This is a genomic window from Bradyrhizobium sp. CCBAU 11434 (assembly GCF_028128895.1).
Lineage (GTDB): Bacteria > Pseudomonadota > Alphaproteobacteria > Rhizobiales > Xanthobacteraceae > Bradyrhizobium > Bradyrhizobium zhengyangense.
On the sequence record NZ_LBJX01000011.1, the window covers coordinates 192,734 to 208,140 of the forward strand.

Here is a 15,407-nt window from a genome sequence, read left to right on the forward strand (position 1 = left end):
GACACCCTTCCTGGGGAACATTCGCATGCCGACGCAGGGCTCCCATCGGTCGCGGCTGCTCGCTGCGACTGTCGCATCTGCCGCACTCGGCGTTCTCGGTTTCGCGACGATCGGTTTTGGCGCCGCTGTGGTCGGCGAAAGCCGAAAGGTCGAGATCACGCAGAAGGCACCTGGTGGTGTCGATGCGCTCAAGGCGCTGTATCGCAGGCCGGCGACGATCCCGTTCCCCAAGGATAATGCTTTCACGCCCGAGAAGGCTGCTCTCGGCAAGAAGCTCTATTTCGACACGCGCCTCTCGGTGACATCGGCGCAGTCGTGCGCGAGCTGCCATAGCCCGGGTTTCGGCTGGGGCGACGGGCTTGCGGTCGGTGTCGGTCACGGCATGGCAAAGCTCGGTCGCCGTTCGCCGACCATTGTCAACGCGGCCTGGAGCGCGATCTACATGTGGGATGGCCGTCTGCCGACGCTGGAAGACCAGGCGCTGGGCCCGATCCAGTCACCCGGCGAAATGAACATGAAGCTCGACCAGCTCATGACGCGGCTCGCAAGCATTCCCGAATATAAGCCGATGTTCGACGCAGCCTTCCCGGGCGAAGGCATGAAGCCGAGGACGCTGGCGCAGGCGATCGCGACCTATGAGCGTACGGTCGTCTCGGAACGGGCACCGTTCGACGCCTGGATCGAAGGCAACGAGAAGGCGATTTCCGAAGAGGCCAAGCGCGGCTTCGCCGTGTTCAACGGCAAGGCGCAATGCGCGGCCTGCCACGAGGGCTGGAACTTCACCAACGAGGGTTTTCAGGACATCGGCCTGCCAAGCACCGACGTCGGCCGCGGCGAATATCTGCCCGGGGTCATCAAGATGCAGCACGCTTTCAAGACGCCGGGCTTGCGCGAGATCACTCGCCGCAGCCCTTACATGCATGACGGTTCGCTCCCCACGCTGGAAGCGGTCATCGATCACTATGACCATGCCGGTGTCGACCGGCCCAGCCGATCGGACCTCATGCGTCCGCTCGACCTGTCCGCGCAGGACAAGGCTGACCTTGTCGCATTCCTCAAGACTTTGACCAGTGAGCTCGGGCCGACGGCCGTGCCGGTTCTTCCACGCTAACCCTCGAAAGTTTTCTCACATGCGCACAATCGCTCTCTTCACCTGTGTCATCGTTGCCGGCTTTTCGGTCGGCGCCTATGCCGCGACCGAAATCATCCATCAGCAAGGCCGCGCCTTCTCCGCCGAGAGCATCACGGTCAAGAAGGGCGAGGCCGTCACCTTCCTGAACGACGACACGGTGCCGCACAACATCATGTCGGCCAGCAAGGGCAACGAGTTCAATCTGGGATCGCAGGCACCGGGCACCTCGACGGACGTGTCCTTCAAGGAGCCGGGCGATGTGCAGGTGATCTGCGCCATTCATCCGCGCATGAAGATGATGGTCAAGGTGACGGATTAGGGTTGTCGTTTGACGCGTTTTCTTCACGCGAACCGGTATCCATTTCGCTCGAGAACGCTCTACCGAAGCGCCGGAGATTGATGATGTCGATACGCTACAAGATTTTCGGTGCCTTCAGCGTCGTGCTTCTGCTGGCTTGCGGCATCGCCTTCTACGGTATCCGCGCCATCGGCAATTCCGGCGACATGGTGGTCCGTCTCTATGACGGCCCATTGATGGGAATCAATCACGCGCGCTCCGCTCACGCGGCGCTGCACGACGCGCGGCTGGTGCTCCAGCGTGCCCTTGTCGCCGGCAGCTCCAGCGAAACCGTCGCGAAGTTCGAGGGGCTGATCCGCGACAGTGTCGAGGACCTGAAAGTGGTGCGTGAGCGCGCCGCAACGCCGAACGTTGCCGCCGCGCGCGAGAAGGCCGAAAAAGAGCTCAAGGATTGGTCGACCGCCGCGCTCAAGATCCTGAAGCCGTCGCCCGGCGGCGCGACGGAGATCCCGACCAGCTTCTTGCTTGCGCAGCAGGGCGACCGGCTGATGGCGTCGATCGACGATCTCGTCGAGCTCGTGGCGGCGTACGGCTATGAATATCGCATGGCGGCAGAGAGAGACGTGGAGGCGGCCCGCACCACGATGCTGTCGGTCGCCGTCGGAACCGTTGCGATCGGGCTGTTGATCGCGCTTGCGTTCTCGTACTCGATGAGCCGGCCGATCTCCGCGGCTGTGCGTGTTGCCGAGCGCGTAGCCGCGGGCAATTTCACCGATGACATTGCGGTGCGTCGCCGCGACGAGCTCGGCCGTCTGCTGAAGTCGCTTGCCGTCATGCAGGCGAGCCTGAAGACCCGCGCCGATGACGATCACGCCCTGATCGCCGCCAAGGACCAGAGCAGTGCAGAGCAGGCCGTTCACCGGCGGCGTCTCGAAGCCGAGATCGATGCCTTCCGGTCCGCCTTCAGCGAGGTCATGAGCAACACCGCGCGCATGACCGGCGAGTTGACGGATACGGCACAGGGCCTCGCCTCCGTCGCACGCAATGCCGGCACGCAATCGAACGAAGCGGCTTCGACGGCGAAGGAGACTTCGGCCAACGTCCAGACCGTGGCGACAGCCGCAAGTCAGCTCGGCCAATCCGTCCAGGCGATCACGTCGCAATTGGCGGATGCGACCACCATCGTGCAGCGCGCATCCGGCATGGCGGAGGCGGCCAACCAGACAATCGGCAGGCTCGCCAGTGCCGCCCAGCAGATCGACGAAGTTGTCGGCTTCATCAGGACCATCGCCGGCCAGACCAATCTGCTCGCGCTCAACGCCACGATCGAAGCGGCGCGGGCCGGTGAAGCGGGCAGGGGTTTTGCGGTCGTTGCCTCCGAAGTGAAGGCGCTGGCGACGCAAACGGCGAAGGCGACCGAGGAGATTTCGAACCAGATCACCGAGGTGCAGTCGGCGACGCGCGAGGCGGTCGACAATGTTGGCGCCATTGCGTCGATCATCGGCGATATCGATGGCTTCACCGGTCGGATCGCGGCCGCGGTCAACCAGCAGAATGCGGCGGCCGGCGAGATCTCCAGGAATATCGGGCAGGCGGCCTCCGGCACCGCGCAGGTCGCGCGCAGCATCGCCGGGACGGCGGAGGCGACCGACAACGCCAACCGCACGGCCGACATTGTTCTTGCCACGGCGCACGACCTCTCCAGCCAGGCGACGCAGTTGCGTTCGTCGGTGGATCGCTTCCTGTCGAACGTGGCGGCGTAGGCCTCCCTCCAAAGGAGTCCGGCCGTGGTGAGGCGAATGCAAATGCCGTCGCCTCAATGCGTTCACATCGCTTTGGCGAGCGCGAACAGCCGGAAATCTTCGAGAGCTGCGTGCCGATGCGGGGCGACTTCGCGCCGATAAGTCTCGGTGTCGACGATCGCGCGGAAGGTGGCGAAATCGCCGTATTCATTGATCGCCGCTTCGTCCCAGCGCTCGCTCGGCGAGCCAACGAGGCCCGTTAGGACTGGTCCGGAAAATATCCGCACGAGCGGCTTACCGGCGGCGAGACGCCGGAATGCCGGCCTATAGCGTTCATGAAAGGCTTCGCGGCCCGAGCAGGGCGCGGCGTCGAACCCGTCCTCGTAACGCGCATACGCGCGGAAACACAGCAGATTGAGCATATAAACCGGCTGGCCGGGTGGAATCGCGCGCTCCGCTTCGTCAAGAGCTTGCAGGGTGATTTCGACGAGGTTCATGGGACTTCCCGCTTTTCCAGCGTCGCAGAATGCGCGCTAGCGCTGCCTGTCTAGCCGTTCGGGGCCGGCTCTTGTAGTGACCACATAGCCATGATTATGTGGACTCTATGTCCACAACGACATTGCCTCCCGACGTCTCGCGTCTCCTCGCCTTTGTCCGTGTCGTCGAGGCGGGCTCCTTCGCTGAGGCCGCGCGGCGGGCGGGGACGACCACCTCTGCGATGTCCAAGGCGGTCGCCCGCTTCGAAAAGGCTCGCGGGTTGCGGCTTTTGCATCGCTCCACCCATTCGTTGGCGCTGACCGAAGAGGGCGACCGGCTGATGGCGGCGGGACGCGCATTGCTCGAAAGTCTCGCCCGTGTCCAATCCGCGCTTGGCGAAGTTGCGCGCGACGACGGCGGACGGGTGCGCGTGACTGCCCCTGCCTCGTTCGCGCGCGCTTGCATCCTGCCGCGACTCCCCGCGTTCCTGCGGGAACGGCCGGAAATCGAGATCGAAGTCAAATTCCGCAACGAGATTCTCGATCTCGCGGCGGAAGGCGTCGACGTCGCAATCCGCTCAGGGCCCCTCGACCGCGCACCCGGCCTCAAGGCGCGGCGGCTTTGCACGTTCTCCTGGATCGCTTGCGCCTCGCCTGCCTATCTGAAGGCGCGTGGCGAGCCGACGAGTCCATACGAGCTTTCTGCGCACGACCACGTCGGCTTCCGGAATCCCGCGAGCGGTCAGATCCTGACCTGGCGTTTCACCGACCCGCACGGCAAGGGACCCATTCGCGTCACGCCCAAGCCCAAGCACATTTGCGACGACGCGCACGCTTCGCTCGCTTTGATCGTGAATGGGTTTGGGGTCGGCTGGGGGCCAGCGTGGCTCGTCAACGAAGACCTTCGCGCCGGCCGGCTGGTCGAAGTGCTTGCGCCCTGGCGCGCGTCTGGCGAACCGCTATGGATGCTGCGCACCTCCGGCGGCCGCCCACCCTTGCGCACACAGCGCGTCATGTCGTTCCTTGCCACGCTTCCCGCTGCGTTCGGCGACAAGGCGGTGTGAAGCGCGTAGGATGGGTTGAGCCCTTGCGAAACTCATCGTTCTTGTTTCCATCATGATCGCGTGCCATTCCGGTCAAGCACACTCTGAGAAGCGCGTGCGCAATTGGGCGTCGTCTTCGTCTCACGCTCACTTCGATCTCACTCGCTACCCGAGGGATGACGGGCGATCAGTCCAAGCGCGTTCTTCGATATGGTGCGGGACGTCGGATTGAAGATGGGTTGAGTTCTTGCGAAACCCATGCCTGACGGTCGGAGCCTCGTCGATGCCATCCGATTGAGAGGACGAAAGTCTGATGGGTTTCGCAAGGGCTCAACCCATCCTACGCGCTACATTTATCCGAGCTTGTCGATGAGCAGGTACCGGACACAGAGCAGGTAAACTCGGATATCTGCTCGGCTGGGGTGACCGGACACGTGGCTTTCCCTAGGCATGCTGACGTGTGCCAGCGAACATTGCAAATATTCTCGCCTTCTGCTCAAAATCGTGTCGCTTTGCCCATTTCCAATCGGCTGATTTTGAGAGCAGACAGATGCTGCGGCGCAACTTCATGCGGATTATCGGCGGCAGCTTGCTTGCGTGGCCTTCGCTTGCGAAACCGCAACAATCAAATTCCAAGGTATGGCGAATTGCCTATCTATATCCTGGCTCTCTCGCAAATCCTGCTGACCACGCGATATTTGACGTTTTTCGCGCAGAGATGAAGCGCTTAGGTTACGTTGAAGGCAACAATCTCGTCATCGATGACCGAAGTGCCGAGGGAAGGCTTGAACGGTTGCCGTCGTTTTTGACCGAACTGATTGGTCTTCGACCGGACGTCATCGTGGCGATCACAACTCCGGCCATAGCGGCTGCTCAGAAGGCGACGTCAACGATCCCCATCATCATGGCTCCATCTGTCGATCCGATTGGCTCGGGCTTCATCAAGAGCCTGGCTCATCCAGGAGGGAACATTACTGGTATGGCCGCCATGGCTGGCGATGCTGTTGGGAAGGCCGTGGAGCTTCTTCACGACATTCTGCCATCTGCAAAGCGGGTTGCCGTTCTCATGTCCAACAATCCCTCTCATCCATGGCATTACGGGATGGCGGAAGCTGCCGCAAAAAGCTTGGGCCTCACACCGATACCAGTTTTGGCACCCACGCCGGATGATCTTGAGCAAGCGTTTCGGACTATGAAAAAAGAGGACTGCGACGCCTTGTTAGTGCTCGGGGATGTAACGAGGCCTGCGATTGTAACTTTGGCCGCGAGGTCAAAAATTGCAGCCATCTACCAATCCAGCCCCTACATGCCATTAGGGGGGCTAGCAAGCTACCACCCCAGCATAGAGGGGATTTATCGCAAGGCGGCCCAATATTGCGATCGGATTTTCAAAGGAGCGGATCCGGCCGAACTTCCCGTCGAACAGCCGGTAACTTTCGAACTTATTCTAAATCTCAAGACTGCCGCTTCGCTCGGTCTGACCTTTTCGGATACCGTTTTGGCTCGGGCAGACAAGGTTATTGAGTGAGCACAATGATTTCCACTCGCGGCCCTTAGCAGGCATGCGCCCGTGCACCTTCGACGTCGGCTCTCGTAGGAACATGGGCCTCGTGATGCGCAGCTCTGGAGATGCGAAGCGGCGCATCGTCCAAAGACGATGCGCCGCCTCTCGCGTCATGCCGCCTTCGCCTCGACGCTGCCGATCCAGTTGCGGGCGAGCGTGACGTCGGCCTGCGACAGCTGGTGGCCTGCCGGCAGGACCTTGTGATCGACACGCGCGCCTGCTTCCGACAACAGCGCCGCAAGCCTGGCCGAATTGCTGGCCGGCACGATCGGATCGGCCTGGCCGGACAGCAACAGAACGGGCTTGCCGCCGAGCTCGGCCTTGGGCGGATCCGACAGCGGCACCATCGCGCGCAGCAGCACTGCACCTGCCAGCACGTCGGGCTCCAGCAGCAACAGCGCGGCTGCGATGTTGGCGCCGTTGGAGAAGCCGACCGCGATGGGCGCGGCGATGCCGTATTGCTTGCGCGCGTCGGTGACGAAGTCGCCGAGCTCGAGCGCCCGGCGGCGCACGTCGTCCTCGTCGAACACACCTTCTGCGAGACGGCGGAAGAAGCGCGGCATGCCGTGCTCGAGCACGCGGCCACGCGGCGAGAGCAGGGCGGAGCCTGGCGAGATCATCTTGCCGAGCCCGAGCAGGTCGTTCTCGTCGCCGCCGGTGCCGTGCAGCAGCAACAGAGGCGGGGAGCCCGCGCTGGTCGCGGGCTCGAAGCGATGGATGAACTCGGTCATGATGCGGTCGCTTCCAGGCTCGGCAGCACGCCCTCGATCTGCTTGCGGTGCTGTTCGAGGAAGCTCGGCAGCTTCAGGTCGCGTCCGAGCGTCGCGACGGGTTCGTCCACGGCGAAGCCGGGGATGTCGGTTGCGATCTCGAACAGCACGCCGCCGGGCTCGCGGAAATAGATCGAGCGGAAGTAGTTGCGATCGCGCTGCTCGGTCGGATGCAGGCCGTGATTGCTGACAAGCTTTTGCGCCATCTTGCCCTGCTCGGCATCATCAGCCGCGCGGAAGGCGATGTGGTGCACCGAGCCGCCGCCCTGATGGCCGCGCAGGAAGCCCTTGGCTTCATAGATGTCGACCACGCTGCCTTGGGCATCGCCCGGCGCCTTGAAGCGGATCACGGAGCCTTCGCGGCCCGTCTCCTTGAAGCCGAACACGTCGGTGAGGACGGAAGCCGTCTTCGCCGCGCTGTCGAGCAGCAAGGTCACACCGTGGAAGCCGCGGATCGCATGCTCTGAAGGCACGTCGCCATTGCTCCAGCCCGGCTCGTTTTCGGCGCCGGGAATTCCGACCAGGGCCAGCGCCATGCCGTCAGGATCGGTGAACGGCAGCACGGACTCGCCGAAGCGCTTTTCGAGCGCCTCGTAGGCGATGCCCTTCTCGATGAAGCGCTGGGTCCAATAGCCGAGCGAGCGCTGCGGCACGCGAAACGCGGTCTGATGGGTCTCGCCGACGCCGCGGCGCCCTTGCGACACGCCGGCCCAGGGGAAGAAGGTCAGGATGGTACCGGGGCGGCCGGTCTCGTCGCCATAATAGAAGTGATAGGTGCCGGGATCGTCGAAGTTGACCGTCTTCTTGACGAAGCGCAGGCCGAGATCCCTGGTGTAGAAGCCGAAATTGCGGATGGGGTCGCCGGCAATCGCGGTGACATGGTGCAGTCCAGACATTGTCGTCCTCCAAAAATTCGGGGAGCGGTCTTGCTCTGGGTGGAAATATTGTTCCGCTTTGGATTGGAGACAATCCATGCAAATATGACGGCTATGTCTACGATTTGGAAACAATCGCCGAGGGCGGTCCTTGGATAAGGTCGCCAGCCTCCGGGCCTTCGTGAAGGTGGTCGAAAGCGGCAGCTTTGCCGAAGCCGGGCGGCAGCTGCGGCTGTCGCGTTCGGCGATCAGCAAATACATCGCCGACCTCGAGGAGAGCCTCGGCGTCCAGCTTTTGAACCGGACCACGCGACACGCCAGCCCAACCGAGAACGGCCAGCGCTATTTCCAGCGCGCGGTCGTCATCCTCGCGGAGATCGAGGCGGCCGATCAGGCGGTGACGCAGGCCCAATCGGCGCCGCGGGGACTGCTGCGCGTCAACGCGCCGATGTCGTTCGGCACGATGCGGCTCGGGCCCGTGCTCGCGGACTTCATGGCGCAATATCCCGAGCTGCAGCTCCAGATCGTGCTCAGCGACGATCTGCTCGATCCCGTGCAGGACGGCTTTGACGTGACGCTGCGGATCGCGGACCTGGAATCGTCGAGCCTGATCGCGCGGAAGATCATGCCGGTGCCGCGCATGATCTGCGCCTCGCCTGAATATCTCGCGCGCCACGGCACGCCAAAGCATCCGCAGGATCTACGGACGCATGCCTCGCTCACCTACGGCTTCCTGCTGACGGGCAATCAGTGGAAGCTCTCAGGCGCCGACGGCGACCACTGGATCCAGCCGGCCTGGTGGCTCTGCGTCAACAACGCCGAGGTGTTGCGCGACGCCGCGATCAAGGACAGGGGGCTCGCGCTGCTGCCGGAGTTCATCGCGGCGGAGGCTTTGCGGAAGGGCGAACTGCGGACGGTGCTGGACAACTATTCCGCGCCGCCGCTCGCGCTCTACGCGGTGTATCCGCCGACGCGGCATCTGTCGGTGAAGGTGCGGCTGTTCATCGATTTTCTGGTGGAACGGTTTGGACCGCGTTGACAGGTCTCGCATCGACATGCAGTCGTCAGGGATGACATTCCGCAACACAATTGAACCCTACTCTGCGACTGCCGCGTACAGGTGTCCGTGCTGTCAATTCCGGACATTGCACGAGCGGGGCGGCTTTGAGATTTGCCCTGTGTGCTTCTGGGAGGACGATGGGCAGGACGATCACGATGCAGGCAATGTCCGAGGTGGTCCCAACGGTTCGTTATCGCTTATCAGAGCGCGACAAAACTTTAAGCAATGCGGTGCTTCAGATGCGGACATCGCGCGTCTGTTCGACCTCCCACAGAAGAAGAGCGCTAGCTGGTAGGATGGGTTGAGCCCTTGCGAAACCCATCTCTTCGCGATCGCCGCAGGCCATCACCTGACTGATCGCGCTGCGCGAGATTGTCATAGCGCGACGCTATCACGAAAAATGTGCGATGGGTTTCGCAAGAGCTCAACCCCATCCTGCGAGCTGCTACGCTGCCTCAGCACGAATCAGGGTTGAGCGGCCGCGATGTATATCCTCAAGCAGGGCATAAAGGGGGATCCGCATCGGCAGTGGTCGCTGCCGGACCGCATCTTCTTTGGATACGGCGCCTGTCATATCCTTGCTGGCGTTTTCCTGGATCAACCTCCGCTTCCCGGTTTTTACGCCGAGCGAATTATCCCGGCGGAAGGTTTCCTGGGATTTCATGTCTACATGACCAACGGCGTCATCGTATTCGATTGTCACGGCTATTCCATCCGCGACCGGCTCCTGGAACATCACAGGCGGGTCTGGACGAGCCAACATGGCGGCTGGTTCTGTGCAATCGAGAGAGTCGATTTCGACCTTCTCTCGACAGCTGAATTGAACAAGCGAAAGATGCGAGGACCAGATCAGTATCTACACGATCCGGTCCCTCGCGCTCGCAGGTTCATCGAGCAACGAGATCACGCCAGTGCATCGGCCAAAGCGCTTGCGACCGCGTAGCTCGTAGGATGGGTTGAGTTCTTGCGAAACCGATCTCTTCACGATCGCCGCAGGCCATCATCTGACTGATAGCGCTCCGCCAGATTCTCATGGCGCGACGTCATCACGAAAAATGTTCGATGGGTTTCGCAAGAGCTCAACCCATCCTACAGGCTTCTACTTCTTCCCGTCGATGAACTCGCGCACTGAGAGACATATCGCACCTCTGGACTCCCCCCGGTCGCCGTTGATTGCAGAACAGGCCGCTCAGAGCGGCATTCCGCAACGCTTCCTGCAGGTCCCGTAAGGCAGCTTTTCCCAGAGCCCCTTGGCTCTCAGATCTTTCTCGCAAGCCGAGCGGCATGCCTCGCCTGCGGGTTTGACTGCCCTCTTGTCAGTCTCGGCGTTCGCAGCCGTCGAAACTGACGCGGACGTCAGGATTGCGAGAACGATCCACGTCGTTGCCCTAACAAGATGCATGATGGTTCTTCCTCGGTTGTTGAGTCCAACAGGAGCTCACAGGATGGGTTGAGCCCTTGCGAACCCATCTCTTGCGATCGCCGCAACCGCGGCCATCATCCCACTGATAGCGCTCCGCCAGATTGTCAGGGCGCGACGTTATCACGAAACAAGTGCGATGGGTTTCGCAAGAGCTCAACCCATCCTACGAGTTCCGGCTGGCCGAACGCTGCTCTGCTGGCGCGAGCATATTGTCCAGCGCGCACATCGAGACCTCGCGCAGCGCCGCGAGTTCGCGCGCGGCGCTCTGGCAGTCGGGCGCGGACATCGACGGCGCTGCCTCTTCGATCTCGCGGCAGCGCTCGAACAGGCTGACAAGGCCGAGCGCGCTCGCGGCGCTGCCGAGCTGGTGCGCGGATCGCGCGAGCTGCCTGGGATCGGCGGCCGCGGCGGCCGCTTTGATGTCGGCAATCAGCTTTTCGCTGGTCTCTCTCAGCAGATGATGCAGCTTCGTGATCTGGCTGGTGCCGAGCAGTTCCTTCTGGTCGTCGAGAAAGTGCCGATCGATCAACGCCCCTGATACGAGCGGCGCGTCGGTCGCGCCGTGTTCGGGCTCGTCCTCGATCGCCTCGCGGAGCGCATTGATCAGGATCGGCTTGCTGACGACCTTGTTGATATCAGCGCTTGCGAGCCGCTCGCGGGTGCTGGGCGACGCGTCGGCGGTCACGACGATGATCCGTGGCATGGGCCGCAAGGGAAGCTGCCGAATGCGCGTGGCCGCCTCCACGCCGTCCATGTCGGGCATGTGCAGGTCCATCAGGACGACGTCGAACGGCTGGCTTCCGGCGAGCGCGACGGCGGCCGCGCCATTCCTTGCGATTGCGGCGCGGTGGCCGAGCCTGATCAAAATCGCTTCGCCGACCTCGCAATTGACGGGGTCGTCGTCGACCAGCAGCACGCGCAGCGGTCGCGAGGGCGGCGGCAACGCGCCCTGCACAATGCTGCTTCCCGCGGCGCCAAGCGGCACGACAAGCGTAAACACGCTGCCGTTGCCCGGCATGCTCTCCACCGTCAAGTCGCCGCGCATCAGCCGCGTCAGCCGGCGCGCGATCGCAAGGCCAAGGCCGGTGCCGCCGAACCGCCGCGCGATGCTGTCGTCGGCTTGCACGAAGTCCTCGAATATCCGTTCGTGCATGTCGGGCGCAATGCCGATGCCGGTGTCGCGAACGACGGCGCGCAGCAGCGCTTGGTCGTCACGGCGCTCGATCGTTGCACGCATGGATATCCCGCCGCTCGGGGTGAACTTGATGGCGTTGCCGATCAAATTGAGCAGGATGCGGTTGAGCCTGACGGGGTCGCCGTGGACTGACGTGCTGACTGACGGATCGCAGGAAAGGTCGAAGGAGAGGCCCTTGCCGAACGCCTGCGGACGCATCAGATCGGCCGCCGTCTCGATCAGCTGGTCGAGGCGGAAGTCGCGCGTCTCCAGTGTTTCGGCGCTGGCCTCGAGGCGGGCATATTCGAGAATGGCATCCACCAGTGCGATCAGTGTTTCGCCCGAGGCGGCGGCGGTCGCGAGGTGGCGGCGCTGGACTTCACTGAGCCTGCCGTCGTCGAGCAGCTGCAGCACGCCCATGACCCCGTTGAGCGGCGTGCGCAGCTCGTGGCTGACCACGGCGAGGAAGCGCGATTTGGTTTCGTTGGCCGCAACCGCGACGCTGCGCGCGCGCTCGGCCGCATCGTGCTCGGCAAGCGCGTGATCGCGCGCCTTTTCGAGCTCGGAGGTGCGTTCGATCACCTTGCGCTCGAGCGTTGCATAGGACTCGCGCAAATGCGCCGCCATCCGGTTGAACTGGTCGCCCAGCGCCTCGAGCTCGTCGCCGGTCTTGATGGCGAGCCGCTGTTCGAGATCGCCGCTGCCGATTCGCCGTGCACCCTGGGTCAGCATCTGGATCGGCACGGTCATGCGCCGGCTGAGCCAGAGCGATACCAGGGCCGCGACAGCGAGCAGGACGATCAGCAGGAACGTCGAGCGTCCGATCGAGGCGTAGATCGGCGCATAGGCTTCGCTGAGCGGAAGCTCGACGAACACAAGCCAGCCGAGCGAGGGGACCGTCGCATAGGTCGAAAGCACGCGCTGACCGGACAGATCTTCCTTGATCAGGCCGCCCGAGGGCGGCCCGACGCCGTCGAGAGCGGCGCGCACGTCAGGTTGGCCGGAGAGATCGCTGCGGCGCAGCGCCGGCCACAGATCGGGATGCGCGATCAGCACGCCGAGGCGGTCGACCACATAGGCCTTGCCGGTATTGCCGACCCTGATCCCGGCGACGAGGTCCCAGATGAAACGCAGATTGACCTCGGCGATCACCACGTTGGGCTCGCGGCCGGTCCCGCGCAGGGCGATCGTCATGAAGGGCTCGGTGTCGGCAAAGAAGTAGACCGGTCCGTAATAGGCTCGGCTTTCATTGGCGCCCCGGAAAGCGGCAAGGGAGGAGCGGTCGATCTTGCTGCCGACCCTGTCGGCGACACGACGCGACACGTGCACCTGCTCGCGGCCCTGTGCGTCGAGCTCGGTCAGTTCGGCGATCGCGGGCGACAGACGCAGCAGGCGGATGGCGTTCAGGCGCTCATCTTCGTTGGTCGAGAGCTCCGGAGGCAGACGGGCGAGCCATCTGATCTGGTTTTCGATCTGGCCGATGAACTGGCCGATCTGGATTGCGGCGCTTGCCGCCTGCTCGCGCTGGGTTGCTGCGAGGAGCAGCTTCTGCTCGCGATAGGAGAACCAGACGTCGAAGCCGGTGTTGATGGCGAGCGCAGCGAAGGCAAGCGCGACGATCGAGTAGAGATATTTGCGGAACAGCCGTCCGGGAGGCGTCCGCAATTGTCCCTGGTCGACCTGTTCATTCACTCGCGAATCTCGTCGGCGCGCGCCAGCAGCGTATACGGGATCTTCAATCCGAGCGCGCTCGCGACGGTGCGGTTGATCAACAGCTCGTATTTGCGCGGCGACTGCACCGGCAGGTCGCCGGCCTTGGTGCCGCGCAGGATGAGGTCGACGTAGTCGGCCGAGCGCACCTCCAGCGTCGGCCCGTAGCTCATCAACCCGCCGGCATCCATGAAGTAGTGGAACGGATAGATCATGGGCACGCGATACTTCGCCGTCGTCGCGACGATGGCTTGCCGATTGACCACCAGGAAGCTGTCAACGAGCGAGATCATGGCTGCCCTCGGAGGCTCGGCGAAGCGCGCGATCGCGCCGTCGATTTCCGCTGCCGTGCCGATGGGCGCAAGATCCACCTTGACGTCCGATGTCGCCGCCTCCTGCTCGAGCGAATCGAGATAATAGCGCCCGGCGCGCGGCGTGCTCGCCGGATTGAACAGGACGCCGATGCGCTGGATGTCAGGCACCGCCTCCTTGATCAGCTGAAGCCATTTGCCGCCCATCTCGGGGGCGCCGCTGGTGAAGCCCGTGACATTGCCGCCGGGGTGGGCGAGGCTTTGAACGAAGCCATTGCCGACGGGATCGTTGGAGGTCGCGAACACGATCGGGATCGTGGTGGTGGCCGCCATGACGGCCGCGGTCTCGACGGTCGAGCCGGTCAGGATAACGTCCGGCTTGAGGTCGACGAGCTCCTGCACTGCGGTTCTCATCTTGTCCGGGCCGCCGAAGCTCGAACGGACCTCGAAACGATAATTGACCCCTTCGACCCAGCCGCGCTGTCGCAAGCCTGCGATCAACGCACCGAGGCGTGAGGTCGAGCTCTCGCTCATGTTGCGTTTGGTCAGCTCGTCGTCGAGCGGCAGGACCGTGATCGAGGCGACGATTCGCATGCGATCCGGCGTTGCGCCGAGCGCAAAAAAACCTGCGGCAGTTGCGCCCGCAAGCCGGATGAAATCGCGGCGGGCGACCGCCGCCACGACACAGGCAGGAGCAGGCCGCACAGTCATGAAATGTTTCGCAAAAGTTGTCCCTGGCGATGTGCATAACGCGAAAGGACAACAACCACAATTGATGAAAAAATGCGCGTGTGAATGTTCATTCGCAGCCACGGGCAGCCCGATACCGTATTGCTACGCAAATCGCTGGCTCGATCGAAGTCCGGTCCGTGATGCCTTGCAAAGCCTTCTGGCATTGCAACATCTCCCTTCCTGACGAGGCGGTGTTTCGGGAAAACCGATTGAGCGAACTGCCGATTTTTGAGCCGTTGTTTCAGGTTTGTTTTCGAAGGTCTACGATGCGCAAAATCTATCTCGTGCCGGCCCTGGTTGGCCTTTTCACCACTGTTGCGGCCGGGCCGCTGATGGCCCAGGGGGCTCAAGGCGCGGCTGCCAAGCAAAAGGCCGCGGCCGCGCCGAAGGCGGTCGCGGCAGGTGCGCCGCCGGCCGCGGCCGCCCCTGGCGCCGCCGTACAGCCAGCCCCGAGCGAGGGCGCCACCGCCGACGACAAGACCAAGGCGATCGACGGTTTCCGCTCCGCCAAGTTCGGCATGAACGAGGCCGACGTGCGCGCGGCGATAACCAAGGACTTCAACCCGAAGGCCGACGCCATCAAGGCCCAGGACAATCCGTCCGAGCTGACCCACAGCGTGCTGATGTCCGTTCCGGATCTGTTGCAGAACGGCGGCACCGCCGAGCTCTCCTACGTGTTCGGCTACAAGTCCAAGTCGCTGATCCAGGTCGGCGCGGTCTGGTCCAAGTCGACCGATGCGGCCATGACGCCGGAGAAGCTGTTCTCCAACGCCAACATCCTGCGCGCTCATTTCCTCAGCGAGGGCTTCAAGCCCGATTCCATCGCGGTCAACATGCCGGTCAACGGCGGCATCGTGATGTTCCGCGGCAGCGATTCCAAGGATCGCTCGGTGATCCTGCTGCTCCAGGGCACGTTCGAGAACAAGGAGAACAACCAGCGCGTGCTCACGCCGACGAGCCTGCTGCTGTTCTACGTTGCCGACGCCAAGAGCCCTGATGTCTTCAAGCTTCCGCCCGGCCAGTTCTGATCCCGAACTTTCTCACGTCGTTCTCCCACCCGGTTGTGGATCGGCGCAAATGCCGATGAAGAGGATCTG

The 15,407-nt window shown here is 63.1% G+C and carries 14 protein-coding genes; 9 read left to right on the forward strand and 5 right to left on the reverse strand.

The features are described 5' to 3' along the window. The first annotated feature begins 25 nt into the window (after positions 1-25). From XI06_RS08510 to XI06_RS08520, 3 genes are all read left to right on the forward strand, one after another. Positions 26-1,111 carry a cytochrome-c peroxidase gene (locus tag XI06_RS08510; RefSeq protein WP_237859149.1) on the forward strand — a complete coding sequence of 362 codons (1,086 nt, stop codon included), beginning with the start codon at positions 26-28 and terminating at the stop codon, positions 1,109-1,111. Between the two features lie 19 nt (positions 1,112-1,130). Continuing rightward, a complete protein-coding gene (locus tag XI06_RS08515) occupies positions 1,131-1,451 on the forward strand; it encodes a plastocyanin/azurin family copper-binding protein (protein WP_237859148.1) in 321 nt (106 codons plus the stop codon). 80 nt (positions 1,452-1,531) lie between these two features. Beyond that, entirely contained in the window at positions 1,532-3,193 is a 1,662-nt protein-coding gene (locus XI06_RS08520; protein WP_271605037.1) for a methyl-accepting chemotaxis protein, read from the forward strand. A gap of 62 nt (positions 3,194-3,255) precedes the next feature. On the opposite strand, the gene XI06_RS08525 is transcribed toward XI06_RS08520, so the two are convergent. Beyond that, entirely contained in the window at positions 3,256-3,669 is a 414-nt protein-coding gene (locus XI06_RS08525; RefSeq protein WP_271605038.1) for a hypothetical protein, read from the reverse strand. A 107-nt stretch (positions 3,670-3,776) separates the two neighbouring features. On the opposite strand from XI06_RS08525, the gene XI06_RS08530 reads away from it, so the two are divergent. Both XI06_RS08530 and XI06_RS08535 read left to right on the forward strand, forming a co-directional pair. After that, positions 3,777-4,712 (forward strand): LysR family transcriptional regulator, encoded by a 936-nt coding sequence (locus XI06_RS08530; RefSeq protein ID WP_271605039.1) that lies wholly within the window; start codon positions 3,777-3,779, stop codon positions 4,710-4,712. A gap of 529 nt (positions 4,713-5,241) precedes the next feature. Beyond that, complete coding sequence (locus XI06_RS08535) at positions 5,242-6,219, forward strand: ABC transporter substrate-binding protein (RefSeq protein ID WP_271605040.1); 978 nt, start codon at positions 5,242-5,244, stop codon at positions 6,217-6,219. Between the two features lie 146 nt (positions 6,220-6,365). Here the strand turns inward: XI06_RS08535 and XI06_RS08540 are convergent, their stop codons facing one another. Together XI06_RS08540 and XI06_RS08545 are read right to left on the reverse strand one after the other, a co-directional pair. Next, the gene (locus XI06_RS08540) at positions 6,366-6,986 is read right to left on the reverse strand and encodes an alpha/beta hydrolase (protein ID WP_237869818.1); all 621 of its coding nucleotides are present in this window, start codon (positions 6,984-6,986) and stop codon (positions 6,366-6,368) included. Then, on the reverse strand, positions 6,983-7,921 hold the full coding sequence (locus tag XI06_RS08545) for a ring-cleaving dioxygenase (protein WP_237859141.1): 939 nt from the start codon (positions 7,919-7,921) through the stop codon (positions 6,983-6,985). Before XI06_RS08545 ends, XI06_RS08540 begins: the two co-directional genes overlap by 4 nt. 130 nt (positions 7,922-8,051) lie before the next feature. Between XI06_RS08545 and XI06_RS08550 the strand changes: the two genes are divergently transcribed. The 3 genes from XI06_RS08550 to XI06_RS08555 all read left to right on the forward strand — a co-directional run bounded on the left by XI06_RS08550 (position 8,052) and on the right by XI06_RS08555 (position 9,903). Then, entirely contained in the window at positions 8,052-8,939 is an 888-nt protein-coding gene (locus XI06_RS08550) for a LysR family transcriptional regulator (RefSeq protein WP_271605041.1), read from the forward strand. 31 nt (positions 8,940-8,970) lie between these two features. Further along, positions 8,971-9,255, forward strand: a complete 285-nt coding sequence (locus XI06_RS43705; protein ID WP_442869415.1) for a CPCC family cysteine-rich protein — start codon at positions 8,971-8,973, stop codon at positions 9,253-9,255. A 189-nt stretch (positions 9,256-9,444) separates the two neighbouring features. Beyond that, positions 9,445-9,903, forward strand: coding sequence for a hypothetical protein (locus XI06_RS08555; RefSeq protein WP_237859139.1), 459 nt, complete (start codon positions 9,445-9,447; stop codon positions 9,901-9,903). 643 nt (positions 9,904-10,546) lie between these two features. On the opposite strand, the gene XI06_RS08560 is transcribed toward XI06_RS08555, so the two are convergent. Both XI06_RS08560 and XI06_RS08565 read right to left on the reverse strand, forming a co-directional pair. Then, positions 10,547-13,249 carry a hybrid sensor histidine kinase/response regulator gene (locus XI06_RS08560; RefSeq protein ID WP_271605042.1) on the reverse strand — a complete coding sequence of 901 codons (2,703 nt, stop codon included), beginning with the start codon at positions 13,247-13,249 and terminating at the stop codon, positions 10,547-10,549. Continuing rightward, positions 13,246-14,289 carry an ABC transporter substrate-binding protein gene (locus tag XI06_RS08565; RefSeq protein ID WP_271605043.1) on the reverse strand — a complete coding sequence of 348 codons (1,044 nt, stop codon included), beginning with the start codon at positions 14,287-14,289 and terminating at the stop codon, positions 13,246-13,248. Before XI06_RS08565 ends, XI06_RS08560 begins: the two co-directional genes overlap by 4 nt. A 287-nt stretch (positions 14,290-14,576) precedes the next feature. Between XI06_RS08565 and XI06_RS08570 the strand changes: the two genes are divergently transcribed. Beyond that, entirely contained in the window at positions 14,577-15,338 is a 762-nt protein-coding gene (locus tag XI06_RS08570; protein WP_237859135.1) for a hypothetical protein, read from the forward strand. The last annotated feature ends 69 nt before the right edge of the window (positions 15,339-15,407 follow it).